Here is a 25,731-nt window from a genome sequence, read left to right on the forward strand (position 1 = left end):
TAAAGTAGCATTAGTATTCAGTGCGAACAGAGGGGTCGCGATCGGTAGTAGTGTAGTTGACGGTTTTTGTTTCCTTGCGGGGCATCAAACCGAATAAACCAGACAAACCGAGCAGTCCCAACCATCCCCAGTCAAAATCGCGATCGGACTCTGTACGGTAAACATCGGAGCGAGGACTTGTGGTAGTTGTAGTGCTATTAGTACCAGGAGCTGTATTCGTCTGAGCAGCAGCAGGCAAGTTAGCTGGTACAATGGCTAAACCAGCAGCAATAATTCCTGCACCAATAACTTTAGATAAATCAGAACGTTTCATAACTAAAAATGCTCTTTGTGGGCAAAATCTTTAACTATCACTACTATATCGATAGCCAACTCCAGTAAAATCCACCTGTAGCCATAAACTGTGGTAAATTCCAGCTATTACTATAGGTCAATTTCCCACTCTATCGAACCCTAGTGTAGAGCATCAACAGGGGATAGAGGGGTAGCGGCATCTGATGGGACAAGGAAGAAAACAAGTCAACCGTGCGGTACACTCAGATATTGCAAGGAAAACAGTTGCAGATCGATCGACGGAGATAAAAACTTTTGGGCATAGAGCTACGCAGCTACGTCTTTCTAGACAACCTACAGCCACAGCACGCAGCATACATAGGCACTGTCGCGGCCGGATTCTTGCCGCTACCGGGGGATGCGTCGCTGTGGATCGAAATTTCCCCTGGCATCGAAATTAACCGAATTACCGATGTCGCCCTCAAATCTGCCTCTGTGCGCCCAGGAGTACAGATAGTCGAACGCTTGTACGGCCTTCTGGAAGTGCATTCAAGCCAGCAGGGGGAAACCAGGGCTGCGGGGAAAGCGATTCTAGAATTCATCGGAGTTCGCAGAGAAGAATGTATCAAACCGCGAGTTATTTCCAGCCAAATTATTCGCAACATCGACGCCCACCAAACGCAATTAATTAACCGCACCCGCCGGGGACAATTACTGCTGGCGGGACAAACGCTTTACGTATTAGAAGTAGAACCGGCAGCCTATGCTGCACTAGCGGCAAATGAAGCCGAAAAAGGCGCATCTATTAATATTCTAGAGGTTCAGGCTGTAGGCAGTTTTGGACGGCTGTACCTAGGCGGAGCAGAACGAGATATTATCGCAGGTTCCCAGGCGGCAATTGCGGCAATTGAAGGTGTGGCCGGGCGGGACAATCCAGCAATTTTTGGACGAAAAGAATAGCCATTAAAGGAGAGTAATTATGGCAAATAAAGAGCATTTGGCACTGCTGAAACTGGGTGCTGTAACCTGGATTGAATGGAGAAATATTCACCCAAATATCGAACCTGACCTGAGTGAAGCCAACCTGGCAGAAGCCAATCTGCGAGGCGCGCATCTTGGGCGATCTAACCTGTTTAAAATCGACTTATTCAAAGCTAAATTGATTGCAGCCAACCTCACTGAAGCTAATCTCAGTCTAGGAAATCTAGCGCGTACCCAACTGCTGGAAACTAACTTAGTCAAAGCTAATTTAACTGGAACCAACCTCCAGGAAGCCGACTTGAGAGGAGCCGATTTGAGTCTGGCAAATTTAATCGGGGCAGATATGAGCGCTGCTAATCTCCAAAATACCGATTTAGCAGATGCTAGCTTAATCGGTACGGTGATGTGTGGAGTTAAGGCGACGGGAGCCAACCTGAATAATGCTAATCTGAGTCAAGCCAATCTCAGTCAAGCAGAGTTGATTGAGGCGCATTTTTATAGTGCTAATTTCTATAAAGCTAATCTCGTGGAAGCTCACTTAACGGGAGCTTATCTTTTTAGGGCTAATCTGAGTTTTGCCTTGTTGAAAGGCGCTGATTTACGGTGGACAAACCTTGGCAAAGCTGACTTGAGGGGAGCTAATTTGGCGGGGGCGAATCTGAGAGGAGCAAATTTGAAAGGAGCAAATTTGTCGGAAGCTATTTTGACCAAAACTATGATGCCTGATGGTAGTATTGTTCTCTAAGTCATTTGTAGTCAATATTCCCGTCAGCGATGCTATCATTAACCGCAGTTACTGTCACTGGTTGCGCTGATGCCATCTTCACCAGTAGTCAACCCCGCCGTCGGATTAACTGTAATTCCCGGAGTTTCATTGTCACTGTTGGTGACGGTGACATCCACTTGTAGCAAATCTAACAGTATTTTCAGAGCATATCTGTAAAGTTTTGCTGAAAAATACCTGTTTAAATAAATTTTTGATGAAGATGGGGAGTTTTATTAAGTAATATTGCGGAAAATTTACTGCGAGGTCGATCGCTCAACCAAAAAAATCATCAATTAAATTGAACGTTTTGTGTTCCCGATCGGTCTAAAGTAAACAGACGCCCGATCGGTCTAACTTATATGTACTTAATAAAGCACTTTCAAATTAAAAAAGGGCTGACTCCGTGGTTAATCGGGTTCCTCGCCACCGGATTGCTTGCAGGAGTTGGCTACACAGCTTACACCCAACTCACAGTCAAATCCAGCCGGGAAAGCAGGCGCAAGGAAAAAACCGTTGCTGTAGAAAGAGTGAATTTACCCATCGCCATTTCAGCAAACGGCACAATAGTACCCGAACGCAGCGTTAATGTCAGCCCCAAAACATCAGGAGTGCTCAAAAGTTTGCTCGTCAAAGAAGGAGACAGCGTTGAAAAAGGGCAAATTCTGGCGCAAATGGATGATTCCAACCTCCAAGGGCAACTTACGCAAAATCGCGGACAACTAGCCTCAGCCGAAGCCAACTTGCAAAAATTACTCAATGGTAATCGAGCCGAAGATATTGCCGTCGCCAAGGCGCAATTAGCCGAACAACAAGCTAGTCTTGAAAAATTGCTCAACGGTAGTCGTAGTCAGGATATTGCCGTCGCCCAAGCCCAACTAACCGAACAACAAGCTAGTCTTGAAAAATTACTCAACGGTAGTCGCAGTCAGGATATTGCCGTCGCCCAAGCGCAATTAGCCGAACAACAAGCAACTCTCCAAAAATTGCTCAAGGGTAATCGCCCCGAAGATATCGCCCAAGCTGAATCTAAACTCAGGGATGCAGAATATGCCAAAAATCAGGCAGAAGAAGACTTTCAGAGAAATCAAGCACTCTATACATCAGGAGCGATTGCTCTCCAAATTGTGAATACTTCTCGCACGGCGCGCGATCGAGCTCAAACTCAAGTCAGACAAGCCCAACAAGCTGTAGCCTTGCTGCGAGCTGGTTCGCGCCCGGAAGAGATTGCCCAAGCGCGGGCCGCCGTTGAACAAAAACAGCAAGCTTTGGCCCTAATTCAAGCCGGTGCTCGCCCGGAAGAGATCGCCCAAGCGCGGGCCACAGTGGAGCAAAAACGGCAAGCTTTGGCTGGAGTGCGAGTGGGGGCGCGCCCGGAAGATATCGCCGCTGCTGAAGCAGCATTGGAGCAAAAACAGCAAGCTTTGGCGCTAATTCAAGCCGGTTCTCGCCCGGAAGATATCGCCCAAGCGCGGGCCCAAGTTCTCTCCGCCAAAGGCAGTCTCCAAACCGTGCAAGCCCTGATTAACGATACGAAAATTCGCGCTCCTTTCAGCGGTATTGTGACTCGGAAATATGCCGATCCGGGGGCTTTTGTCACCCCAACAACGGCTGGTAGTGCGGTGTCTTCGGCGACTTCTTCTTCGATTTTGTCCTTAGCTTCAAAAAATCAGGTTGTGGCTAATGTGGCCGAAAGCAATATTGCTCAAATCCGTATTGGCCAAAGTGCGTCTATTCAAGCCGATGCTTATCCCGGACAGACTTTTACAGGTAAAGTTAGCCAAATTTCACCTCAGTCGATCGTTCAGCAAAATGTTACCAGTTTTGAGGTGAAAGCTTCGATTGTTGATGATGAAAAGAAATTGTTGCGATCGGGAATGAATGTGAATGTGGAGTTTAAAGCCGGTGAATTGAAGGATGTTTTGGTTGTCCCGACTGCGGCAATTGTTCGCCAAAGAAAGGAAACGGGGGTGTATGTTACGGGTGGTGAAGATGGGAAGCCTCAGTTTGTGCCGATTAAGACGGGGATGACGGTTGATGATCAGACGGAAGTGCGATCGGGCTTGCAGGGAACTGAAAAGGTTTTTATTAGTTTACCCCCTGGCTTGCGGCAGAAATCTCAAAGTCCATCATCGGGGGGGATTCCGGGTTTGCAACCGGGGGGTGGAACTCGCTTGCGTTAGTTGTCAGTCCGCGCAGTCGGGGCTAGCTGGTTCGTCGCAGAGTCCGACAGGGATTGAAATCCCTGTCTCATAGCGAAAGTCCTCTGAAAGAGGACTGAAGAGTTAGTTGATGTACATCGGTTTTAGATTAATTTTCAGTCGGTTTCAACCGACTTTAGCTATGAGACGGGGGTTTCAACCCCCGGCGGACTGTGCCACAAATCATATCGTTTCCGGTTGCATCATCAGGTGATAAATTAGGGTGAAATTTAGGCATAATTATTAGAAGTTGCCACCAAATAACAAACAACTAATAACAAATAACTAATAACAAATAATATGAAATTAAAAACCCCGCCAGTTATCAACAAAATCTCCAACATTCAAATTGTATTCATGGCCACAGAAGCGCTATGGAATAATAAATTGCGCACCAGTTTGACGATGCTTGGGGTAATTATTGGCATATCTTCTGTGATTGCGATTACTTCGGTGGGCCAGGGAGTACAAAAGTCTACTGAGGAACAGTTGAAGGCTTTGGGTACTAATGTTTTATTGGTTTTATCTGGTGCTTCGCGATCGGGTGGTGTCAGTCAGGGTAGTGGTTCTGCTTCTACTGTGACATGGGATGACGCTAGGGCGATCGGCCTCCAAGCACCGGCAGTTAAGGCGATTTCCGCTTTTTTGCAGCGAAGCGTGCAAGTTGTTTATGGCGGGCAAAATTCGTTTACTGCTATTTTGGGAACTGATTTGAATTATCCTGATGTTAAGAATATTCAACCTCAAGCTGGACGGTTTTTTAATGAGGATGAATTGAATGCTGCTGAGCCAGTAGTTGTCCTCGGTTCTAAGGTGCGAGATGACCTTTTTGGAGTTGGGGCTAATGCGCTATCTGCTGATGTTCGCATTCAGGGAAACCGCTATAAGGTGATTGGAGTGATGGAACCCAAGGGGTCGGTAGGGGGTACGGATCAGGACGATCGCGTGTATGTTCCCCTGAAAAATATGTCGGCTCGGATTGTGGGTAGAAATTCTTTATCGGGAATTGCTATTTCTGGTTTTTGGTTGCAAACTACCGGGGAGTCTGATTTAGCCGATGCTCAATTTCAAGTAGAAAATATCTTGCGTTTACGTCATAATATTTATCCGCCACAACCGGATGATTTTCGAGTGATTAATCAAGTTGATATTGTTAATACTTTTAGCAATGTGGTAGGTTTGTTTACGGTGATGGTGGTGGCGATCGCCGGCATTTCTCTGGTAGTTGGCGGCATTGGTATTGCTAATATTATGTTGGTGTCTGTGGTGGAGCGGACTAAGGAAATTGGGATTCGGAAAGCTGTAGGTGCGACTAATGCGGCTATTCTGATTCAATTCATGGCTGAATCGGTTTTGGTTTCGACGGTGGGGGGTACGGCGGGTATTGGGTTGGGAATTGCGATCGCCTTTGGGGCTGCCACAGCATTTAGTTTTCCGTTTGTGATTTCAGTATGGTCGATCGCGGCGGGTTTTGGGCTATCTTTTACTGTGGGCTTATTGGCTGGGGTGCTTCCGGCGAGGAATGCGGCGCGCTTAGATCCGATCGCAGCTTTGCGGAATGATTGAATTTATTGAATTTGGGCCCGCTTAATCCCTGTTGCGAGCGCGATCGCTCCGCCGATGCAGAGTTGAACTGAGAAAATCTCTTGCTTTAGGTACATGATACCAATTATGATAAATCCTGGACGCAATTAGAAATAATCTACTTGAGTTCCAATATAACCCGAAAAACTCTTTATCCAACAGGCAATTTCCATGTTAGAAGCATTGGTATTGGCAACAGTATTTTGCGGCTTTTTTGGTATAATTTTGAAAAAAAACCTGATCATGAAAATCGTCTGCATGGATGTCATGAGCACAGGGGTTATCGCCTATTATGTGGTAGTAGCAGCGCGAGATGGCTGGCTGACACCAATTATTGCAAAAGGCAAAGATGTCCCCTACGCCGATCCGGTTCCCCAGGCGGTGATCTTAACGGCGATCGTCATCGGCTTTTCGATTCAAGCTTTAATGCTGGTAGGGGTGATGAAGCTGGCGCGAGATAATCCGACATTGGAATCTCACGAAATTGAGATGAATAACACTAATTAATACTCCCCGCTCTTGCAGAGACACTCATTAATACTCCCCGCTCTTGCAAAGATGGGGTTTCCCAAACTACCGAAGTTTTTTAGATGAATACCCTGACGATCGCCTGGATTGGATTTCCATTTTTTATCGGGTTTATCATTTATTTGATGCCCAAGCTTGACAAGTATCTCGCCCTATTAGGAGCGATTGTATCTGCTGCTTTTGCATTCCAGCTTTTTGCAATGCCGTCAGCAGTGACGCTGGAGTTACTAAATAATTTCAGCGTGACTTTGTTAGTCGATAGCTTGAGCGGCTATTTTATCTTAACCAATGCCCTAGTCACGGCGGCGGTTGTTCTCTACTGTTGGCCCACAGATAAGTCGGCATTTTTTTATGCACAGATTCTGATGGTGCATGGCAGTCTAAATGCCGCCTTTGCCTCTACGGATTTTATCAGTTTATATGTCGGATTAGAAGTCAGCGGGATTGCGGCTTTTCTGTTGATTTCCTATCCTCGAACCGATCACTCTATTTGGGTAGCTTTGCGCTATCTATTTATTAGCAACACGGCAATGCTATTTTATCTAATCGGTGCTGTGCTGGTTTATCAAGCAAGTCATTCGTTTAGTTTTGCAGGATTAGCAAAAGCCCCCCCAGAGGCGATCGCTCTGATTTTTATGGGACTTTTGGTGAAAGGAGGTGTGTTTGTATCGGGGCTATGGCTACCTTTAACTCACTCCGAATCAGAAACACCGGTGTCGGCTTTGCTATCAGGAATTGTGGTGAAAGCGGGGGTATATCCCCTCGTGCGCTGCGCCCTCATGGTGGATGAGGTGGCTCCCATTGTAGAGATTTTCGGGGTCGGGACGGCGCTAATGGGCGTGTTCTGTGCCGTTTTAGAAAAAGATAGCAAACGGATGTTGGCTTTTCACACGGTTTCGCAGTTGGGCTTTATTCTCGCTGCACCGGAAGTGGGCGGCTTTTATGCCCTGGCACACGGTTTGGTCAAATCTTCGCTGTTTTTGATTGCTGGCTCGTTACCGAGCCGGAATCTGAAAGAATTGAAACAGAAGCCGATCGAACTCAAAATCTGGATTGCTTTAGTTATTGCTAGCTTATCAATCTCTGGCTTCCCCTTTTTGGTTGGCTTTGGGGCCAAAGTTTTGACGATGAAAAGTTTATTACCTTGGCAAGCGATCGCGATGAATGTCGCCGCAGTGGGAACGGCAATTTCCTTTGCTAAGTTCATCTTTCTACCCCGTGGTGGCCAAGGGGAAGCAAAACCAGGTTTTTGGGCTGCTGTGTTGCTGTTGCTGGGTGGGTTGATGGCAGCTAATGCTTTTTATGTTGAGGCTTATACGCTGGAAAATATGCTGAAGGCGATCGCCACTATCGCTGTTGGTTGGTTAGCCTATTTCTTGATTTTTCAACGCACGGCAATCAAACTGCCACGTATCCTAGAAGAATTCGATCATTTGGTCGGTTTTATGAGTCTAATTCCACTTATACTATTCTGGATGGCATTATCAAAATGATTGGACATCTCATCTTAAGATTGAGCATCTGGTTTTTACTGACTGCGGATTTTAGTTTGGCAAATATTGCGATCGGTATTGTCATAGCTTTTCTATTACCTCGCAGCTACGCACCCCCAGAACCTTTAAAGGAGTGGTTTGATGTATTTGGTAAAATCTTGATGGCGATTCCCATAGCTTATATAGAAGCCTTTGAACTCATCTTCCGTCCCCACAGACATGAAGATGTGATTATGGAGAAAGTACCAAATCATCGATCGCCCTTGTTAATCTTCCTTGATGTGTTTTTGATTACTTTTACGCCGAAAACAATTGTTGTGAATTACCACGAAGAGGGTTTTTACGAAGTGCACCGGGTGCGACGGACTTCTAGTAATTAGCTGATGTTTTTTGAGGATTTTTTTTACCGCAGAGGGCGCAGAGGGCGCAGAGGAAGAGAAGAGGGAAATTTCTAGTTTTTATGGAGCTAAGTTAGGAGGGTAGATAATTGCAGAACTTGAACAACTTGATTTTGATTTTGATGATTTTGGCTCTGCTCATTCCCATGTATGAGGTATGGAAAGATGATGATATCTGGCAGACAATGTTGGCTTTTGCTAGTATTTCAACTAAGGCGGCAATCATTGCTCTGGTTATATCTGTCTGGCGCGATGATTGGATGATCGGTGTGGTAGCGGCGATTATCCTCAGTGTTGGTAATGCTGGATTGATGTTGTTGGCACAAATAATTAAACGTATTAGTGACGCATGATTGTAATAGATGTTTTGAGTTATACCTGCATCGGTATAGGAATTTTCTTCTGGTTTTGGGGTACTTCTTATCTGCTGGGGAAGCGATCGGTTTTATATAAACTTCACAGTCTTTCGGTAGCAGATACCCTTGGCTCGATGTTGATTGTTGTTGGATTGTTACTGAAAATACCCAGTAAATGGCCTCTGTTAATTCTTGCCCTCATTTGCTTAGCAATATGGAATACAATGCTGGGATATGTATTAGCCTATTGTTCCAATGCAGGGAGTAACTATGAACGATAACAGCTATATTTATGTCCTCGTCGCTCTGCTCCCGTTAGCTGCTGGTATGCTGGTGTTTCAGGTCAATCCATACCACGCATTGCTGCTGCGAGGTGTATTGGGGGCGATCGCAGCCTTGGTGTATACAATTTTAGGCGCGGGGGATGTCGGCTTGACCGAAGCCTTGATGGGCACTCTACTCGCGATTACACTTTATGCAGTGACGGTGCGTTCATCCCTGGTGCTGCGTCTGGGTGTCATCGAAGGTGGGATAGAGAATGATGCTGTCTCAGATGACAAAAAAACAGGTCATTTTCAGCAAGTGATAGATGACATTCGTGCAGTTTTCAAGAAACGCCATATGCGTCTGGAATTGGTTCCCTATGCGACTCCACAAGCATTAGAGCGGGCGCTGATGGAAAAAGAAGTTCATGCTGTTTGTTCCCCACAAGAACAACTAGAACAAAGTGGCGAAGTGCAACCTTATAACACCGTAATTAGAGTTCGGCGCGTCTATGACATCATGCAAACGGAACTTGCATCACCGGGGACAACCCTAACCTATGTAAATACACCAGACGTAGAGGAGAAGCATTGATGAAATGGGTTTACATTGTAGCTGGAATAGCGCTGTTTGTGAAAATGCTGCTTATTGCTAATCCAACAGCCGACTTATTATCATCGCAGCAAAGTTCTATCGTCGAATTGGTTGTCCAAGATAGTGGAGTATCCAATGCGGTTTCGGGTATCATTTTGCGAAACCGATTGTATGATACCATTTTTGAAGTCGTAGTATTTACGATCGCCATTTTGGGCGCAAGTTATCTACTCGCCAATGAAAAGCCGTCCTGCGCGATTTATCAATTTACCGATCGACCATCGATTATTTTGGCACGATTGGGAGCAACAATTGCGGCATTGGTGGGTGTAGAATTAGCAATTCGCGGGCACTTAAGTCCCGGCGGTGGTTTTGCAGCCGGTGTAGCGGGCGGAACCGCGATCGGACTCATCGCCATTACCTCATCACCCCAGGCGATGCAAGACATATACAAAAAGTGGCACGCCGCGACTTGGGAGAAAGTTTCCGTACTGGTTTTTATTGTACTCTCAGTAATCACTCTGTCTGGATATGAGTTACCCCACGGAGAATTAGGCACGCTTTTAAGCGGCGGCATTCTCCCCTTACTCAATATCATAGTTGCACTCAAAGTCGCCTTGGGTTCCTGGGCAGTAATGTTAGTATTTATCCGTTATCGCGGATTGTTGTGATTCATATATCAATATTCCGATCTCAAATTGACAGAGATCGGATTGAGTCATCCCTCTCTTATCTTACTCTGCGCCCTCTGCGCCCTCTGCGGTAAAAAAAATCCAAATTTACACTAAACCAGCTTGAAAAATCTGATTTGCAGTCAAGTTCAAATCGGGAAAAGCTTGCGATAAAATTCTGTCATTATCTCTAAACTTGAGAACTTGATATTCACCATCAACCAAATTACACACAGAAATCGTCGGTTGTTTCGGATTGCCAATAAAATTGCGTCCACCCAACGCAGCATAATCCACAATCCAATATTCAGGAATACCCATCTCCTCATAATCAGCATATTTTAAATAGTAATCATCGCGCCAATTGGTTGACACAACCTCAATTACCAAAGGTATGGATGCACCCAAACTCAGGACAGATTGTTTTTGCCATAATGTTTCGTTGGCCAGATTTGCACGATTCAGCACCAACACATCAGGGAAATAACCCGAATCTTTTTCAGGGGGTCTAACTATCACTTTGTTCGGGATACTGTATGGCAATCCCAGACGATCAATTAGAGCGGAAATTTTGATTGTCAGAAAGCCTGTAACTTCCTCGTGTTCGCCTACTGGTTGTGCCATCTCCACAATATCTCCGTTATGCAATTCGTAGCGTACCGTCGAATTTTCAGGTAGCCACTCCACAAATTCCTCGAAGTTTACGAGCTTGGGTGAAACTTGGATCATAAGTTTTGAGAATTACCGATCGTATCAATTATAGCAAATCTGGCGTTGATATTTCCTGATGAATTAACGCGCCACCTGTCGCATATAATCCCCCCACAATTGAGCCGCATCTCGACTACCTCCCTGAGTGGGAGAATTATCATCATTTCCCAACCAAACTCCAGTCACCAGTTGCTCACTCGGAATATAACCGACAAACCACAAATCTTTGTTATCATTAGTCGTGCCAGTTTTGCCCGCTTCTCCCAAGCCCAAAGCCGCACTGCTACCGGTACCTCCCCGCACCACTCCTTGCAGCATATCTGTCATGGTATCTGCTACGACTTCCGAAACTAATTGCTGATTAGCTACTCCATCTTTTTGATAGTCATAAACCACGCGACAATTCTTAAAGTTTTTTCTATCTTCGCAATCGCTGCTATCAATAATTCGCTTGATTACATGGGGGCGATTGCCCAAGCCCCGATTGGCTAAAACCCCAAAAGCCCCGGTTAATTGCAATACGTTAACTTCACTTTCACCTAATACTAATCCAGGGGTTGAACGCAAGGGAGAAGTGATTCCTAAACGCTTGGCCATTCGCACTACATTATCTAAACCAACATCTTGGGCTACTCGCAAAGCAATGGCGTTTTCTGACTGTGCTAAACCCCGATACATATCTGCACTACCGCTAGTTCTTTCGCAGCCACTGTAACTTTGTCCGCCCCAAGAAAGGGGTTCGCAGGAGTAACCTTTATTGGCGGAAATTCCCCGTTCTAGGGCGGCTGCATAGGTGAAAATCTTAAAGGTAGAACCGGGTTGTCTCAATGCTTGAGTAGCTCGGTTAAACTGGCTTTGCAGGTAATTTACACCGCCAACTAAAGCTAGGACTTCCCCAGTTTTTGTGTTGAGTGTTACCACGGCTCCTTCAGAAAAACCAGCCCTTGCTCCCGAATTTTCAACCGTATTTCTGAGTGAACTTTCTGCTAGTTTTTGCAGGCTGGGATTTAAGCCAGTTTCTACAATAAAATTACCTTCTCTGGCTAACTGTTCCCCCAGTAAAAATTCTAATTCGTCAAATACATAACTGTAGAAATAAGGAGCGATCGTACTTTGCAAAAATTCGCGCGCTTTCGGGTTGATCTCAATTCGCGATCGCCTCGCGCGATCGGCTTCTTCCTGAGAAATTGTCCCCATCGCCCGCATCCGTTCGATTACCCGATCGCGATACTGCACCGCCAACTGATAATTTTGAATCGGGTTAAAACTATTGGGAGCAGGCAAAATTCCCGCTAAAGTTGCCGCTTCTGACAAACTCAAATCCTTGGCAGATTTGCCAAAATAAAACCGAGATGCGTCCTCAAAACCGTAAAGGTCAATTCCCAAAAACACCCGGTTCAAATAAGTCAGCAATAGCTCGTCTTTACTGTAATAACTTTCTAACTTTAATGCAACTACTGCTTCTCGAAATTTGCGCCCCGCGGAATCTTGAGTCCCCACATAATCTCGAAACAAACTCCTAGCTAATTGCTGTGTCAGAGTGCTGCCTCCTTCGCGAATTCCTCCTCCACGAAAATTGGTTAAAAGTGCACGCAAAACGCCGATGGGATCTACTCCTAAATGCCAGTAGTAGCGACTGTCTTCTGAAGCCATGACTGCCTTGGCTAAATAAGGAGAAAAATCGGGTAATTTCTTTAATTCTAAGTGAGCATTATTTTGAGGAGGACGCAGGGGAGTTTGACCATCACGGGCGTACACAATCACTGGCCCGTTGACACTTCTCGGCAGAGGACGTACTTGAAATTTGGTCGATTCAATGCCGATCGCCATCCCGATTAAAGCCGTGACTCCGCTGATTCCATAAAAGCTGTAGCGCAAAATTTCTGAATACAAAGGTGGCGGATCTATGTACTGAATTCTGACAGCAGCGGCGAGTTCTGGTGGCCCTAAAGTAAATACATCGCCGTGACGCAGGGACATACTTTGAATTCGCCTTTTGCCGCGGTAAATTCCGTTGGTAGAACCTTCGTCTTTGATGACAAAAGGAGTGCGGCGCGTCGTATCCCGTGATAGGGATAAATGTAGGTGGCTGACTACGGCATTGCGAATGACAATATCAGAGGATTTGGACGATCGACCTAAAAGATATCGATCGCCCAATAGCGGATAAACCTCGGCCTTGGTAGCACCGGCATCCTGCACCCATAGTTCGGGGACTTTGGCATTCGGTTTCAGCACTAGCTGGTTAAAATTAACCTTGGCGATAGTCTGGACTGCTTGAGTAATAGCACCCAAGACGGTTCGAGGTTTGTGGGGCGGCTGCGGTGGGGTCATATTTCGCTGTAGACTACGATCGAGCGATCGGCTCTTGGACTATTCTACTCTTAACTTTTGGCTATTTTCGGAATCCTGCCCAGACTCAGGGCTATTTTCCCCCCAGTGCGATCGATTTTCGGGTGTGTAGGGATCAGATTGTGCGATCGGGCTAATCTCATTGTAGGATATTGGGCATTGGGCATTGGGCATCGGGCATTGAGAATAGTTTTTTCCTTCCACTTAACATTATGCTAACTAATATCAGTCTGGTGCTTGAAGCTTGTCAACAGTTAAATATCAATTATGAAATTCTTGCCCCCAACCAAAACTTAATCAGAATTCAACATTCTGGTCAATACTATTACTTTGTAAATTATATTACACCGTTTAATAGCGCACCCATAGTCCAAATATTTAAAGATAAAGAATATACCTATCAACTGTTGAATGGTAAAATTAAAACCCCAAAAACAATGGGTTTTTTATCTCCTTTTTGCGAGTCAAAATATCGAGAATATTTGAAAATTCAAAAATGTCAAGAAATTGCCACAGAGGTGAGTAAATTATTTTCATTGCCCCTGATTATCAAAAGAAATCGAGGTTCCGCTGGAAACAATGTGTTCCTGTGTGAAACCCCGGAGCAAATTCAAGCAGCTATTGAAACAGTATTTAATGTCAATAGCAAAGATTATGACTACATTTGCCTAGCTCAAGAATATATCGATATCCGCCATGAATATCGGGCGGTATTTTTCAATAAAAAGCTAGTTTTGCTGTATGAAAAAGATAAATCAGGTGCTAAATTCATGGGTAATTTAAGCCCGCTGCACTGGGAGGGAGCCACAGCTAAGCATATCAATGATTCCAAGATTATCTCAGAGATTGAAAGCTTTGTGCAGCCAGTGTTTGCGGAAATTAATGTTACTTATGGTGGCTTTGATATTGCGATCGACCAAAATGGCGATTACTGGTTAATTGAGATTAATTCAAGTCCCAATTACGATATATTTGTCAGAGATAACGATCGCCAAATTGTCGTAACAATGTTTAAACACATTCTAGAGAACTTTGGTTGTTAACAAAACACCTTATTTGAAATGAAGAGTTGAGTAATATCAATTCCGGTTGAACCGGAATGATATAGAGGAGACGGCAATGCCCATTAGTGTCAACTTAAGCCTGAAAGCCTTGAAAAATCTCGTTTATATCCTAGTCCAGATCCCCCTAAATCCCCCTTAAGAAGGGGGACTTTGAGAAGACTCCTGTCCCCCCCTTCTTAAGGGGGGCTAGGGGGGATCTAGGCTTAATAGTCAAACAACAGTCTCTGACTGGGTTTGACGTTAAGTTGACACTAATGGGCAATGCCGTGTCCCTACCCAAAATATTGTAGGGACACGGCACTGCCGTCTCCTAATTTCGGCTACTTCACTCCATTCCTTGAAAATACCAGTAAAGATTAGCCACAGTTTAGGCGATCTTTTTTGGGAAGAGGTTGTAAATTTTAAAAAGCAGGTTTCAACCGCGATTGATAATTTCATCAATTCAATCTTTGATGACAGATTATACCATGGAAGTAGAGCTTTAGTTAAAGCCCTGAGATTTTACAATGAATTTCTGGAAAAGCAAGATAGATATCAGCAAGAAACACCTGCACAACGTCAGGCTGAAAGAGCCTGGATTGATTCGCAATGGACGGAAATTAAGAGATTGGAAAAAGGTATTAAAGTAATTCTAAATTCTTCTCCATAATTCCTTAAGCTACTGTCATTGTACTCGATCGCACTTCTTTCTATGCTAAAATAAACTTAGTCACAATTCCATCAAAAAAATGACAGCACAAGTGTTAGAACTAGAGGGAACGTGGGAAGAAATTCTCGCCCAAGCGGCAAAATTTGCCGATCGCAGAGTCCGCATTATCGTTCTTGCTGAGGAACCGCTGAAGTCAGCCGAAGACTGTTTTCGTCAAGGATGGCACGAAGCAATGACAGGAGAGACTGTACCGCTTTCTGAACTGTGGGAAGGAATTGATGCAGTGATCGAGATGATGGAGTCTCTGCCAGAAAATTTACAGCAGCAAGTAGCAGAATACTTGAAAGAGTATATCGCAGACTTAAAAGATGAGCTTCAATGGGACGAATCTTTTCAAAAGACGCAACCGCAACTTGTGGCTGCTGCCCAACGCGCAAAACAAGAAATTGCTGAAGGAAAGGCACAGGAAATGAAACTGAATGAGCTATGAAATCTGCCACCCTTCCTTCCTTTTGGGAAAACTACAATTCTCTTGACAGTAGAGTAAAAGAGCAAGCTAGAAAAGCTTATCGTTTGTGGCTTGAAAATCCCTTTTATCCATCTTTGCACTTTAAGTGTATCAACCAAGAAGAAAATATCTGGTCTGTGAGAATCACGCGGAGCCATCGATCAGTGGGCATTTTACAAGGAGATACCGTGACATGGTTTTGGATTGGGAACCACGATGATTATGAACGTTTTTTCTAGTAATCAGGCCGGGGCGGGTTTTTGAGATGGTTGGTTTCAGGCAATTATTGTTAGCGAACCCGCCCCTACATCGCCAGGAATCTTGCCTGTTTCACAATAGTTAAAGCATCACATCCTCTCCAATACCTGAATCCCCAACAATCCTAAGCCTAACTGCAAAGTCCGCGCCGTCAAATCGCACAAAACTAACCGCGAACTCCTCAACGGTTCCTCAGCTTTCAACACCGGACATTGCTCAAAAAATTGATTGAACTTTTGACTCAATTCAAACAAATATTGACAAATTCGATTCGGCAATAAATCCCCATCCACAGAACTGAGAACTTCATTTAATTGCAATAGATGCTTGGCTAATACCAACTCCGCATCAGACTCTAAAATCACTTTTGCACCAGCATCTAAATTATCAAAATCAATTCCTCCTTTGCGACGAATTCCCTGCACGCGCACGTAAGCATAGAGCATATATGGAGCCGTGTTTCCTTGCAAAGCCAGCATTTTGTCGTAACTAAAGACATAGTTACTTGCCCGGTTTTGACTTAAGTCGGCATACTTAACCGCACTCAAACCAACTACATGAGAGACGTTAGCTATAAACTCTTCTGTTTCCTGTCTTTCTTCTGCTGCTAATCTTGTTTCCAAATCTGCGCGGGTTCGCACGATCGCCTCATCGAGCAAATCCTGCAACCGCACTGCATCCCCAGAACGAGTTTTGAGTCTTTTGCCATCCTCTCCGCATACCAAACCGAAGGGAACATGGACAATCTCCACATCTTCGGGAATCCAATTGGCTTTTCTGGCTACTGCAAATACTTGGGCAAAATGGTTGGCTTGTCCTGAATCGGTGACATAAATTATCCGTTTTGCGCCGTCTTCTTCGATGCGGTAGCGGATTGCTGCTAAATCGGTGGTGGCGTAGTTGTAGCCACCGTCGGTTTTTTGGACAATTAGCGGCAATGGTTCGCCTTCTTTATTGGTGAAACCGTCTACAAAAACGCATTTTGCACCGTCACTTTCTACTAGCAAACCGAGACTGGTTAAATCCTCGACTACTGCGGGTAATAATGGATTGTAAAACGATTCGCCACGTTCGGTTAATTTGATGTCGAGTAAGTTGTAGATTACTTGAAATTCGCGGCGGGATTGATCGCATAGCAATTTCCAAGCGCGACGGGTATCTTCGGCACCGGATTGCAGTTTTACTACTTCTTGTCTGGCGGTTTCTTTGAAGGTTTCGTCTGCATCAAATCGCTGTTTTGCTTGGCGGTAAAATGCGACTAAATCGCCTAAATCTAGGGAGTCAGCAGTTGTTAATGCTTCGGGGTGTACTTCGCGCAAATAGGCGATGAGCATTCCGAATTGGGTGCCCCAGTCGCCGATGTGGTTGATTCTGATGACGTCGTGGCCGAGAAATTCGAGGATGCGGGCGATCGCATCTCCGATAATAGTCGATCGCAGGTGCCCGACGTGCATTTCTTTGGCGATGTTGGGGCTGGAAAAGTCGATCGCCACTTTTTGAGGTGTTTCTGTGGGTGCGATTCCCAAACGGGGGTCGATCGCCATCGCCCTAACTTGCGCTTCCAAATAAGCCGGTTTGAGTTTTAAATTGATAAAACCAGGGCCTGCAATTTCTGGGGCTTCGCAGATGTCGGCGATGTCGAGGTTTTCGATGATGGTTTGGGCGATCGCCCGTGGTGGCTTTCCTAACTTTTTCCCCAAACTCATCGCCGCATTGCACTGAAAATCCCCAAAGTTGGGATTGCTTGCTGCGGTCAACATCGGATCGGTACCTGCTAGATTTTCCCCGAATGCTGTGGTGAATGCTTTGTCAAATCTTGCTTTTAACTGGGATGTGGTTGAGAACATACTGTATAAGTAGAGCCAAAATTAGGAATATTTTTACTTTTCTGGCGCGTTAGTCTGGGGATGTCAATTATTCGCCGCGATAACACATAACTGATTTTATCACAGTTGCGAACGCTACACAAATCCTCAAAAATCACATTTAGTTGATGATCTCGATCGCGCTCAAATTTAATTAAATCGATTAAATTAAGGTATGTTAAAATTTTTTCAATCCTCCTAAAGATCCTACCAAAGGAAGTTGCCATGTTATCTCAACCTATTTTTGGCGATCGTTCTCTGACTCAAGCCTTTTATCAAGCTGTAATCGATCGCTTCGATGACCCTTTGAGTCTCTCAACTCAAGCATTATTACGAGAGTGTACCCTCGGCTTTGCACCCAGTCCCGAAGGAGTCAAAACCTTTTTGATTATCGCGCCGACGCTGGAAGCAGCCGAGCAACTGATTAACAAAATGGAAAGTATTTTAGATCGGGTTGCCGAACTTATGGCTGGAGTCGGACAAGTTGCTCTCTGCGTCAAGCCCGCCGACAGTGCAGCCCTAGAAACTGTCGATCGACAAAACTTAGAAAAAGTTCCCACTGATTGTCTAGCTTGTAAATTCTTTTCTATTTTGTGTGACTGTGAAACAGCCGATCGCTAAAATCTACAATTAGCAACCAGCACTTAAGCTGTATTGCATTTCTCTTCAAAGCCCAAACGTGCAGGTAATTCGATCGTTATCAAAGGTCGCGCTCGGCGGCGCAGCAACTGTTATCAATAAAATGCCAGCTTGTCAGTTGATCTGAATATTACCTGCCGTCTCCAACAGCGGTGCATCTATAGCAAGCTTCTCCACAGTTAGGAAATTTTGGCATCGATCTAGTCATTGATTTTATTCGTTCTTCAAATCTTTGTGTTTCCTGGTTCGCTACTTTGGCTATCAAAAAGCGGCATAAATTCCCCAAGCGTCTCGCATCAAAAGACAGCAACAGGAATTTATAGCTATTTAGGGAAAACCCGATCGCCACCAGCAAACAGAGATTAAAAATTTATGTTTGAAGTTTAAATTATTAAATTTTTGAGATAAAGTTAGTAATTCCATCTAAGATCGAAATTCTGAAATCTCAAATCTTTAATTCAGCCATGAGCGTAAAACTGACACCGAATCCTAGCTTTAGTTTGACAATTCGCGTTTCTCTGCCAAACCAGCCGGGAATGCTGGCCGGCGTCACCAGCGCGATCGGCTCTGTTGGCGGCAACTTTGGCCAAATTGACTTAATCGAGCAAACCCGCGCCACTACAACTCGCGATATCACTGTCGATGCTTCGAGCACCGAACACAGCGAAGAAATAGTGCAAGCAGTGAAAGCACTGCCCAATATCAAAGTGCTCGATGTATACGATCGCACCTTCAACTTGCACCGCGGTGGCAAAATCCGAGTTGAAAGCAAAATTTCCCTCAAACGCCAGTCCGATTTGGCAATGGCATACACCCCTGGAGTTGGCCGCATCTGTATGGCGATCGCCAAGGACCCCCAGCAAGTTTACAACCTGACAATCAAACAAAATACTGTGGCGATTGTTACCGATGGTAGCGCCGTTTTGGGACTGGGAAACCTCGGTCCGGCCGCTGCACTGCCAGTCATGGAAGGCAAAGCCATGCTATTTAAAGAATTTGCGGGAATTGATGCCTTTCCTATCTGCTTGAATACCCAAGATACTGAGGAAATTATTCGGACAGTCCAGAATATCGCCCCTGTATTTGGCGGCGTTAACCTCGAAGATATTTCCTCACCTCGCTGTTTTGAAATCGAAGCAAGATTGCGGGAAACTCTAGATATCCCGATTTTTCATGACGACCAACATGGCACTGCTATTGTGAGTTTGGCCGCCTTAATTAATAGCCTAAAATTAGTACAAAAATCGATGTCCGAAGTGTGCATTGTGATTAACGGAGCCGGTGCCGCTGGAGTGGCGATCGCCCGCTTGTTACGCAAAGCAGGTGCCGAAAACATCATCATGTGCGACTCCAAAGGTGTCCTCTCCAAAGACCGTACAGACATGAACCCAGAAAAACTAGAGTTTGCCGTGGCTTCGGGCGGGACCTTGGAAGATGCGATCGCCGGTGCCGATGTGTTTTTAGGAGTCAGCGCCCCCGGAGTTCTGACCCGCTCCATGGTGCGTTCCATGGCCGAGAATCCGATTGTGTTTGCCATGGCAAATCCGATTCCCGAAATTCAGCCAGAACTAATCATGGATGATGTGGCGATCGTGGCAACTGGGCGTAGCGATTACCCGAATCAAATTAACAATGTTTTGGCATTTCCGGGCATATTCCGAGGTGCTTTGGACTGCAAAGCTGCCACGATTACCACCAATATGTATTTGGAAGCAGCTTATGCGATCGCCTCTTTAGTCAGCCCTTCCAAGCTGAACAAAGAATACATTATACCCTCTGTATTTGACGAGCGAGTTGCCACTGCTGTCGCTAGTGCAGTGCAGTTGGCAGCGCGAGCCGAAGGCATAGCCCGCGATTAATTAGACCTAGTGATTGGTTATTAGTTATTGGCAGAGTCGAAAGACACGGCATCGCCAATAACTAACAACCAACAACCAATAACCAACAACCAATAATATAAAATCCTCTCTTCATCGTCCTGTATTAAACTCTCTCTTCTCTTGCTTCGCGCACTTCGCGCCTTCGCGGTTAAATCATTCCGATACAACCGGAATTGATCTAACCAATAACCAATAACAAACAACCAATAACAAACAACCAATAACAAACAACCAATAACAAACAACCAATAACAAACAACCAATAACTACTGACTGCTGAAATAGTGATAAAAATCACAAGATAAAAAAAATATAAAAGTAGATTATAATTAGTTAGCCCCTCCCACACAGGTCAGATGCCAAGCCAGCTAGGAGAAGACCGGAGCGATCCCTGCCACCGCAAATTATTAGAAATCAGTCCCATGGGGCTTGCCTTGTGTCGGATGGACGGGACTTTTTTGGACGTAAATCCAGCCTTTGCAGCAATTATCGGCCACACAGTTGAAACAACTCTCACCCTCAACTACTGGGCAGTTTTGCACACAGAATGTACAGCCCAAGACAAAAAAGAGCCAGAAAATCAGCTCCAGCATAACTGCACAGACCACTGTGCAGCAGCATACCAACACAAAGACGGTCATCTCGTACCTGTGCGCGTTTCCCAGTGGACAGTGGAAATAGAGGGAGAGCCTGGGCTGTGGCTGACTGCTGAAAAAATTGGCAACGAGGGGGTTCAAAACAGTATCTTACTCTCGGCATCTTTGTCGCAGCCAAGCAATTTCAATCGAGAAAACTTACTAGCTCAGCGAACTACGGAACTGGCAAAAACTCAGGAACAACTCCAACAAACCATCGCCGAACTTGAACAAACTCAAGCAAAGTTGCGTCACCACAGTCAAATTATCGACCAAATTCGAGAAGCGGTGATTTGTACAAATATGGATGGTCTCATCACCAGTTGGAATCAAGCATCCCAAAGGTTATACGGCTATCAAGAAAGTGAAGTATTAGGAAAGCATATTTCTCTCATTTACCCGCCCGAACAACACCAGATTTTGTTAAAAAAAGTGATCGGCGTGTTACAAAAAAAAGGTGAGTATCAAACGGAAGTTATAACACGTCGTAAATCAGGAGAAATTTTTTATTCTCACCTCGTGCTTTCGCTATTGCAAGACACCATGGGAGAAGTTATAGGGATGATTGGCTATTTAACAGATATTAGCGATCGCAAAGCTTTAGAACAAGAATTAGCCGTGCGACAAGCACGATTTGATGCTTTTTTCAAGGATGCGCCGGCCGGACTTTGCATTTTGGACGATGAACTGCGATTCGTACAAATCAATAAAATGTTAGCAGAAATGAATGATGCCAGCCCAGCCGACCACATCGGCAAGACTGTGCAGGAAATCATACCAGATCTCGCTCCCATCGTCGAGCCTTTATACCAGAAAATTTTGCGGACAAAAGAACCCGTACTCAATATCGAACTCAGCGCGGAAAAAGTGAGACAGCCCGGAGTAATGGCACACATCGTCGCCTCTTACTTTCCCCTACTAGATGCAGGTGGCGAGGCGATCGGCATTGGCGCAGTAGTTATTGAAATTACCGCTCGCAAACAAGCAGAAGAAGCCCTACGACAAAGCGAACAACTCTACCGCACTATGGCAAGCAATTTTCCTAACGGTGCGGTGATGCTATTTGATACAGAATTGCGTTATACCCTTGTAGAAGGGAAAGAATTAGCAGCAGTTGGTCTTTCTAAAGAGTTGATGGAAGGCAAGACAATTTGGGAAATATTTCCTCCAGAATTCTGCGCTGCTGTGGAACCCAATTATCGGGCTGCACTAGGTGGAGAAACCGTGGTAACTGAATTTAATTATAACGATCACACTTACCTAGCCTATACTTTGCCAGTCAGAAATGAACGGCAAGAAATCACCGGCGGATTGCTGATGACTCAAAACATTACTGACAGTCAATTAGCCGAGGAAGCACTCCGGCAAAGCGAGGAAAAATATAGGTGCATTGTAGAGACAGCCGACGAAGGCATTTGGATGATTGATGCCGAGAGTAAGACTACTTTTGTGAACCAAAAAATGGCTGATATGCTTGGCTGCACCACCGATGAAATGATGCAACAGCCGTTATTTAATTTCATGGATGAAGAAGGTATTGCCATCTCTCAAGCAAATCTAGATCGCCGTCGTCAAGGCATCCGCGAACAACATGATTTCAAGTTCCGTCGCCGAGATGGCAGTGATTTGTGGGCGATAGTTTCTAGTAATCCCATGCTAGATCAACAGGGAAACTATATCGGTGCTTTGGCGATGATTGCCGACATTACCGATCGCAAAAAAGCAGAAGCAGCATTGCAGCAGTCGGAAGCTAAATTTCGCTCGCTTTACGAATTAACCAGTTTGGCTGTTTTAATGTTAGATGAAAATGGGATTCGTGATGTCAATAATGCCACCCTAGAACTATTTGGAGGCACGGGCAAAGAGCAGTTTGTAGGTAAGAATCCTGGTCAATTTTCGCCACCTTTCCAACCTAGTGGCAAAGCATCTTTGAGTGAGGCTAATGAAATGATAGCCATCGCCTTTGAACGCCGCCATAACCGTTTTGATTGGCTTCACCAGCGTTTCGACGGTACGGATTTTCCGGCAGAAGTCGTGCTGACAATCATCCAAGTCGGCAATGAAACAATGATCCAAGCAGTAGTCCAAGATTTGAGCGATCGCAAATTTGCCGAAGAAGTCTTACTGCGATCGGAACAAACACTCCGACAGCAAGCTCGACGCGAACAACTGCTAAACCAAATTGCTAGCCAAATTCGCAATTCTTTAGAATTAGAGACTATTTTAGAAACTTCTGTAGCAGAAATTCGCCATCTCATGCAGCTAGATTGGTGCATTTTTGCTTGGTATCGCTCCCATGATAATTCAGCAGTTTGGGAAGTAACTTGCGAAGCCAAAAATCCGGCATTACTCAGCTTTTTGGGTGCCTGTTTTGTAGACGAAAATTCTAGTATTATAGCCCAGCATATGGGGCAGATGAAAACTTTGCAAATTAATAATATTAGCAGTTTACCAAATCGAGAAATAGGCGAAATTCATCAAACATTTGGAGTCGTTTCCATGCTAGTGCTGCCAATTCAAACTACTGCCGGCGATATTGGGGCCATTGGCTGCTATCAAGCTGGGGAAATGCGACAGTGGAACGATTCTGAAGTGGAACTGATGCAAGGAGTGGCTGCTCAAATTGCGATCGCCATCGATCATGCCGAACTTTACACCCAAACCCGCACTGCGGCCAAATTAGCTCAAGCCCAAGCTGTACAGTTAGAAGAAACTTTGCACCAACTCCAGCGCACCCAATCTCAGTTAATTCAGAGTGAAAAAATGTCGAGTTTGGGACAGTTAGTGGCTGGTGTCGCCCACGAAATTAACAACCCCGTAAATTTCATCTACGGTAATCTTACTTACGCCAGCGAATACACTCAAAGCCTGCTGAAACTAATCCAAATTTATCAGCAGGAATACCCGGAGCCTACCGCAACAATTTTAGATGAAATAGAAACCATCGAACTTGATTATATTCTTGAAGATTTCCCAAAAATCATCTCATCCATGAAACTAGGAGCCGATCGCATTCGGGATATAGTTTTAAGTTTGCGTACTTTCTCCCGACTTGACGAAGCCGAAATGAAAAAAGTGGACATTCACGAAGGGATAGAAAGCACGCTGATGATTTTGCAAAACCGCATCAAAAATAAACCCGATCGCCCTCCTATTAATGTGATTAAACAATACGGAGATTTACCCAAAATAGAGTGCTATCCTGGTCAGTTAAATCAAGTATTTATGAATTTGTTGAGTAATGCCATCGATGCCATAGAAATGGAGGTGGAAAAATCCGCTGCGGAGGTCAGAAATCGGGCAAATACAGCCAAAAATCTCGAAATTACGATTCGCACAGAAGTAACCGAAAATAACTGCGTGGCGATTCGGATTAGGGATAATGGACCAGGTATCAGCGAAGATGTGAAGAAGCACTTATTCGATCCATTTTTTACCACTAAACCAGTGGGTAAGGGAACTGGTTTAGGTTTAGCAATTTCCATGTCAATTATCGCCGAAAAACACGGTGGCGAGCTTTTTTGCAATTCTGTATTGGGAGAAGGTTGCGAATTTGCGATCGAGATTCCTCTGCGACAAAAAAAAGATTAAGCAGCGATATAAATTGTGGTTGCATGGTCATGATTGAGCCTTTCTAGAACACTCTTGATATTAATTTATGTTGTATTGGAATGATTTATATCAAATCCGTTGACATCGGAATTATTATTTCTCTCTTCTCTTTCTCTGTGTCCTCTGTGTTCTCTGTGGTTTAATCATTCCGATACAACTGGAATTGATATTAACCGCGAAGGCGCGAAGGAAGAGAAGAGAGAGTTTAATAATTCCGATTTGTGGCCGGAGTTGCCTAGGCCTGATTTTTTTATTCCTTTATTTCTGGTTTGATTACTTTTTTGTAAACCCGATCGCACCTTTGCGTCTCTACACCAGTTGTCGGTTGATATCCGTTTTTTTCATACATATTAACAGCTTCCTTGAGAACGCTAGCAGTTTCGACCCAGATTTCATCAAAGCCACAACTAGCAATTTTACTTTCCAATTGTTGCAGTAAAAACTTTCCTAAACCCTGTCCCCTAGCTGCCGGCAAAATATACATTTTGCGAATTTCCACAGCATTATTGCCTCGTTCAATGGGATAGTATGCCGCCGTTCCTAGGATTTCTCCTTCCCGTTCAACCACCCAAAATTCTCCACCTTTGGCATGATAATGTAATTCTACATCATACACATCTCGATCGGCTCCGAAAGGCTCGGATCTTAAACCGTACTCCAATAAGACATCGCGAATTACATGAAAAGCATCAGCCCGGTCGCGTGTTTCCCAGGAACGAATTAAAAAATCATGATATTGGGTTTTCATTGGTTTTCGTAAATCATATTTTTCAGTCACTTTAGAAACCACTGTAAAATTGCCATAAATTTGTGTTTTACAGCACTTTAATGCACCCTATATTTAGCTATGAATTCTCGGTTCTGGATGAAGAGTTGCCAGCAACTCGCTTTCAACTAAGGATAATTGGTCCAGCCGCCGATCGACAACAGAGCGATCGAAATAAGTTGTTGCCAAAATCCAATATACACCATAATGGCGAGCTTCCGAAACCATCAAACTCCGGTAAAATTTAGCTAATTCTCCATCGACACAACTATCTGCCAGCAGTCCCAGCCGTTCGTGACTCCGCGCTTCGATTAAACCAGAAACCAGCAAAGAATCCAAAAGTCGATCCGGTTCTTGCTTCCGAATTTGGCTAGACAAACCAGCACCGTAGGGAGGAGCCCCCAAGGGGCCCAAAGCAATGTTACGTTTTTCCAAGTGCTGATTGACTTGCTCAAAATGCTCTAATTCTTCGCGGGCGATCGCCGTTAACATCCTCACCAATTTAGCATGAGCCGGGTAGCGAAACATTAAATTCAATGCTACCCCAGCCGCCTTGCGCTCGCAGTGAGAATGGTCTAATAAGATAGTATCTAAATTGGCGATCGCCTGTTGTACCCAATCTTGGGAAGTCGGCTGTTTCAGAAACTTAATAGTTGGTAAAGCCATCAGATTTGAGATTGGATATT

25 protein-coding genes are annotated in these 25,731 nt (G+C 44.8%); 18 read left to right on the top strand and 7 right to left on the bottom strand.

Features of this window, described 5'->3' with window-relative positions; translation table 11 throughout:
* Nucleotides 1–10: 10 nt before the first annotated feature.
* Nucleotides 11–313, bottom strand: coding sequence for a WGxxGxxG family protein (locus ACBR23_RS18785; RefSeq protein ID WP_371113961.1), 303 nt, complete (start codon nucleotides 311–313; stop codon nucleotides 11–13).
* A gap of 275 nt (nucleotides 314–588) precedes the next feature.
* Here ACBR23_RS18785 and ACBR23_RS18790 point away from each other — a divergent pair, with 275 nt between their 5' ends.
* Nucleotides 589–1,233, top strand: a complete 645-nt coding sequence (locus ACBR23_RS18790) for a hypothetical protein (RefSeq protein WP_341730348.1) — start codon at nucleotides 589–591, stop codon at nucleotides 1,231–1,233.
* A gap of 19 nt (nucleotides 1,234–1,252) precedes the next feature.
* Nucleotides 1,253–1,999, top strand: coding sequence for a pentapeptide repeat-containing protein (locus ACBR23_RS18795; RefSeq protein WP_371113962.1), 747 nt, complete (start codon nucleotides 1,253–1,255; stop codon nucleotides 1,997–1,999).
* A gap of 38 nt (nucleotides 2,000–2,037) precedes the next feature.
* On the opposite strand, the gene ACBR23_RS18800 is transcribed toward ACBR23_RS18795, so the two are convergent.
* Nucleotides 2,038–2,166, bottom strand: coding sequence for a hypothetical protein (locus ACBR23_RS18800; protein ID WP_371113963.1), 129 nt, complete (start codon nucleotides 2,164–2,166; stop codon nucleotides 2,038–2,040).
* 213 nt (nucleotides 2,167–2,379) lie between these two features.
* Between ACBR23_RS18800 and ACBR23_RS18805 the strand changes: the two genes are divergently transcribed.
* The 9 genes from ACBR23_RS18805 (at nucleotide 2,380) to ACBR23_RS18845 (ending at nucleotide 10,106) form a co-directional block, all read left to right on the top strand.
* Nucleotides 2,380–4,200, top strand: a complete 1,821-nt coding sequence (locus ACBR23_RS18805) for an efflux RND transporter periplasmic adaptor subunit (protein ID WP_371113964.1) — start codon at nucleotides 2,380–2,382, stop codon at nucleotides 4,198–4,200.
* A 318-nt stretch (nucleotides 4,201–4,518) separates the two neighbouring features.
* Nucleotides 4,519–5,784: an ABC transporter permease gene (locus tag ACBR23_RS18810; protein ID WP_371113965.1), complete on the top strand. Its 1,266-nt coding sequence runs from the start codon at nucleotides 4,519–4,521 to the stop codon at nucleotides 5,782–5,784.
* A 189-nt stretch (nucleotides 5,785–5,973) separates the two neighbouring features.
* On the top strand, nucleotides 5,974–6,309 hold the full coding sequence (locus ACBR23_RS18815) for a cation:proton antiporter subunit C (protein WP_340521667.1): 336 nt from the start codon (nucleotides 5,974–5,976) through the stop codon (nucleotides 6,307–6,309).
* An 83-nt stretch (nucleotides 6,310–6,392) separates the two neighbouring features.
* The gene (locus ACBR23_RS18820; protein WP_371113966.1) at nucleotides 6,393–7,823 is read left to right on the top strand and encodes a cation:proton antiporter; all 1,431 of its coding nucleotides are present in this window, start codon (nucleotides 6,393–6,395) and stop codon (nucleotides 7,821–7,823) included.
* Nucleotides 7,820–8,203, top strand: a complete 384-nt coding sequence (locus ACBR23_RS18825; RefSeq protein ID WP_341736239.1) for a Na+/H+ antiporter subunit E — start codon at nucleotides 7,820–7,822, stop codon at nucleotides 8,201–8,203. The genes ACBR23_RS18820 and ACBR23_RS18825 overlap by 4 nt, the downstream gene beginning before the upstream one ends.
* 140 nt (nucleotides 8,204–8,343) lie before the next feature.
* Nucleotides 8,344–8,574 (top strand): hypothetical protein, encoded by a 231-nt coding sequence (locus ACBR23_RS18830; RefSeq protein ID WP_340521673.1) that lies wholly within the window; start codon nucleotides 8,344–8,346, stop codon nucleotides 8,572–8,574.
* Nucleotides 8,571–8,858, top strand: a complete 288-nt coding sequence (locus tag ACBR23_RS18835; RefSeq protein WP_340521664.1) for a monovalent cation/H(+) antiporter subunit G — start codon at nucleotides 8,571–8,573, stop codon at nucleotides 8,856–8,858. Before ACBR23_RS18830 ends, ACBR23_RS18835 begins: the two co-directional genes overlap by 4 nt.
* A complete protein-coding gene (locus ACBR23_RS18840) occupies nucleotides 8,848–9,435 on the top strand; it encodes a DUF4040 domain-containing protein (RefSeq protein WP_371113967.1) in 588 nt (195 codons plus the stop codon). Before ACBR23_RS18835 ends, ACBR23_RS18840 begins: the two co-directional genes overlap by 11 nt.
* Nucleotides 9,435–10,106, top strand: a complete 672-nt coding sequence (locus tag ACBR23_RS18845; RefSeq protein WP_341730309.1) for a Na(+)/H(+) antiporter subunit B — start codon at nucleotides 9,435–9,437, stop codon at nucleotides 10,104–10,106. Before ACBR23_RS18840 ends, ACBR23_RS18845 begins: the two co-directional genes overlap by 1 nt.
* A 108-nt stretch (nucleotides 10,107–10,214) precedes the next feature.
* On the opposite strand, the gene ACBR23_RS18850 is transcribed toward ACBR23_RS18845, so the two are convergent.
* Both ACBR23_RS18850 and ACBR23_RS18855 read right to left on the bottom strand, forming a co-directional pair.
* Nucleotides 10,215–10,835 (bottom strand): Uma2 family endonuclease, encoded by a 621-nt coding sequence (locus tag ACBR23_RS18850; RefSeq protein WP_371113968.1) that lies wholly within the window; start codon nucleotides 10,833–10,835, stop codon nucleotides 10,215–10,217.
* A gap of 63 nt (nucleotides 10,836–10,898) precedes the next feature.
* Entirely contained in the window at nucleotides 10,899–13,151 is a 2,253-nt protein-coding gene (locus ACBR23_RS18855; RefSeq protein WP_371113969.1) for a transglycosylase domain-containing protein, read from the bottom strand.
* On the opposite strand from ACBR23_RS18855, the gene ACBR23_RS18860 reads away from it, so the two are divergent.
* From ACBR23_RS18860 to ACBR23_RS18875, 4 genes are all read left to right on the top strand, one after another.
* The gene (locus ACBR23_RS18860; protein ID WP_371120001.1) at nucleotides 13,142–13,306 is read left to right on the top strand and encodes a hypothetical protein; all 165 of its coding nucleotides are present in this window, start codon (nucleotides 13,142–13,144) and stop codon (nucleotides 13,304–13,306) included. The genes ACBR23_RS18855 and ACBR23_RS18860 overlap by 10 nt on opposite strands.
* A 75-nt stretch (nucleotides 13,307–13,381) precedes the next feature.
* The gene (locus tag ACBR23_RS18865; RefSeq protein WP_371120000.1) at nucleotides 13,382–14,212 is read left to right on the top strand and encodes a RimK family alpha-L-glutamate ligase; all 831 of its coding nucleotides are present in this window, start codon (nucleotides 13,382–13,384) and stop codon (nucleotides 14,210–14,212) included.
* A gap of 358 nt (nucleotides 14,213–14,570) precedes the next feature.
* Nucleotides 14,571–14,882 carry a hypothetical protein gene (locus ACBR23_RS18870; protein WP_371113973.1) on the top strand — a complete coding sequence of 104 codons (312 nt, stop codon included), beginning with the start codon at nucleotides 14,571–14,573 and terminating at the stop codon, nucleotides 14,880–14,882.
* A 79-nt stretch (nucleotides 14,883–14,961) separates the two neighbouring features.
* Nucleotides 14,962–15,372: a hypothetical protein gene (locus ACBR23_RS18875; RefSeq protein ID WP_371113974.1), complete on the top strand. Its 411-nt coding sequence runs from the start codon at nucleotides 14,962–14,964 to the stop codon at nucleotides 15,370–15,372.
* Between the two features lie 365 nt (nucleotides 15,373–15,737).
* Here ACBR23_RS18875 and argS read toward each other — a convergent pair whose 3' ends face one another.
* Entirely contained in the window at nucleotides 15,738–17,495 is a 1,758-nt protein-coding gene (gene argS, locus ACBR23_RS18880) for an arginine--tRNA ligase (RefSeq protein ID WP_371119999.1), read from the bottom strand.
* Between the two features lie 243 nt (nucleotides 17,496–17,738).
* On the opposite strand from argS, the gene ACBR23_RS18885 reads away from it, so the two are divergent.
* The 3 genes from ACBR23_RS18885 (at nucleotide 17,739) to ACBR23_RS18895 (ending at nucleotide 24,258) form a co-directional block, all read left to right on the top strand.
* Nucleotides 17,739–18,134: a hypothetical protein gene (locus ACBR23_RS18885; protein WP_341736251.1), complete on the top strand. Its 396-nt coding sequence runs from the start codon at nucleotides 17,739–17,741 to the stop codon at nucleotides 18,132–18,134.
* A gap of 482 nt (nucleotides 18,135–18,616) precedes the next feature.
* Nucleotides 18,617–20,011: a malic enzyme-like NAD(P)-binding protein gene (locus ACBR23_RS18890; protein ID WP_341736252.1), complete on the top strand. Its 1,395-nt coding sequence runs from the start codon at nucleotides 18,617–18,619 to the stop codon at nucleotides 20,009–20,011.
* A 377-nt stretch (nucleotides 20,012–20,388) separates the two neighbouring features.
* Entirely contained in the window at nucleotides 20,389–24,258 is a 3,870-nt protein-coding gene (locus ACBR23_RS18895) for a PAS domain S-box protein (RefSeq protein ID WP_371119998.1), read from the top strand.
* Nucleotides 24,259–24,529: 271 nt separating this feature from the next.
* Here ACBR23_RS18895 and ACBR23_RS18900 read toward each other — a convergent pair whose 3' ends face one another.
* Nucleotides 24,530–25,027: a GNAT family N-acetyltransferase gene (locus tag ACBR23_RS18900; protein ID WP_341736254.1), complete on the bottom strand. Its 498-nt coding sequence runs from the start codon at nucleotides 25,025–25,027 to the stop codon at nucleotides 24,530–24,532.
* 93 nt (nucleotides 25,028–25,120) lie between these two features.
* Nucleotides 25,121–25,711 (bottom strand): tRNA-(ms[2]io[6]A)-hydroxylase, encoded by a 591-nt coding sequence (locus tag ACBR23_RS18905; RefSeq protein ID WP_371113978.1) that lies wholly within the window; start codon nucleotides 25,709–25,711, stop codon nucleotides 25,121–25,123.
* Nucleotides 25,712–25,731 lie beyond the last annotated feature (20 nt).

Origin of the sequence: Microcoleus sp. (assembly GCF_041354475.1) — a bacterium.
Classification (GTDB): Bacteria; Cyanobacteriota; Cyanobacteriia; order Cyanobacteriales; family Microcoleaceae; genus Microcoleus.

Excerpts from the sequence above, each read along its gene's own strand:
- ACBR23_RS18830 (WP_340521673.1), top strand. The coding sequence starts at position 8,344 with ATGATTTTGGCTCTGCTCATTCCCATGTATGAGGTATGGAAAGATGAT.
- argS (WP_371119999.1), bottom strand. The coding sequence starts at position 17,495 with ATGTTCTCAACCACATCCCAGTTAAAAGCAAGATTTGACAAAGCATTC.
- ACBR23_RS18855 (WP_371113969.1), bottom strand. The coding sequence starts at position 13,151 with ATGACCCCACCGCAGCCGCCCCACAAACCTCGAACCGTCTTGGGTGCT.
- ACBR23_RS18805 (WP_371113964.1), top strand. The coding sequence starts at position 2,380 with ATGTACTTAATAAAGCACTTTCAAATTAAAAAAGGGCTGACTCCGTGG.
- ACBR23_RS18875 (WP_371113974.1), top strand. The coding sequence starts at position 14,962 with ATGACAGCACAAGTGTTAGAACTAGAGGGAACGTGGGAAGAAATTCTC.
- ACBR23_RS18810 (WP_371113965.1), top strand. The coding sequence starts at position 4,519 with ATGAAATTAAAAACCCCGCCAGTTATCAACAAAATCTCCAACATTCAA.
- ACBR23_RS18785 (WP_371113961.1), bottom strand. The coding sequence starts at position 313 with ATGAAACGTTCTGATTTATCTAAAGTTATTGGTGCAGGAATTATTGCT.
- ACBR23_RS18905 (WP_371113978.1), bottom strand. The coding sequence starts at position 25,711 with ATGGCTTTACCAACTATTAAGTTTCTGAAACAGCCGACTTCCCAAGAT.
- ACBR23_RS18890 (WP_341736252.1), top strand. The coding sequence starts at position 18,617 with ATGAGCGTAAAACTGACACCGAATCCTAGCTTTAGTTTGACAATTCGC.
- ACBR23_RS18885 (WP_341736251.1), top strand. The coding sequence starts at position 17,739 with ATGTTATCTCAACCTATTTTTGGCGATCGTTCTCTGACTCAAGCCTTT.
- ACBR23_RS18795 (WP_371113962.1), top strand. The coding sequence starts at position 1,253 with ATGGCAAATAAAGAGCATTTGGCACTGCTGAAACTGGGTGCTGTAACC.
- ACBR23_RS18820 (WP_371113966.1), top strand. The coding sequence starts at position 6,393 with ATGAATACCCTGACGATCGCCTGGATTGGATTTCCATTTTTTATCGGG.
- ACBR23_RS18815 (WP_340521667.1), top strand. The coding sequence starts at position 5,974 with ATGTTAGAAGCATTGGTATTGGCAACAGTATTTTGCGGCTTTTTTGGT.
- ACBR23_RS18835 (WP_340521664.1), top strand. The coding sequence starts at position 8,571 with ATGATTGTAATAGATGTTTTGAGTTATACCTGCATCGGTATAGGAATT.
- ACBR23_RS18850 (WP_371113968.1), bottom strand. The coding sequence starts at position 10,835 with ATGATCCAAGTTTCACCCAAGCTCGTAAACTTCGAGGAATTTGTGGAG.
- ACBR23_RS18840 (WP_371113967.1), top strand. The coding sequence starts at position 8,848 with ATGAACGATAACAGCTATATTTATGTCCTCGTCGCTCTGCTCCCGTTA.
- ACBR23_RS18845 (WP_341730309.1), top strand. The coding sequence starts at position 9,435 with ATGAAATGGGTTTACATTGTAGCTGGAATAGCGCTGTTTGTGAAAATG.
- ACBR23_RS18895 (WP_371119998.1), top strand. The coding sequence starts at position 20,389 with ATGCCAAGCCAGCTAGGAGAAGACCGGAGCGATCCCTGCCACCGCAAA.
- ACBR23_RS18825 (WP_341736239.1), top strand. The coding sequence starts at position 7,820 with ATGATTGGACATCTCATCTTAAGATTGAGCATCTGGTTTTTACTGACT.
- ACBR23_RS18900 (WP_341736254.1), bottom strand. The coding sequence starts at position 25,027 with ATGAAAACCCAATATCATGATTTTTTAATTCGTTCCTGGGAAACACGC.
- ACBR23_RS18865 (WP_371120000.1), top strand. The coding sequence starts at position 13,382 with ATGCTAACTAATATCAGTCTGGTGCTTGAAGCTTGTCAACAGTTAAAT.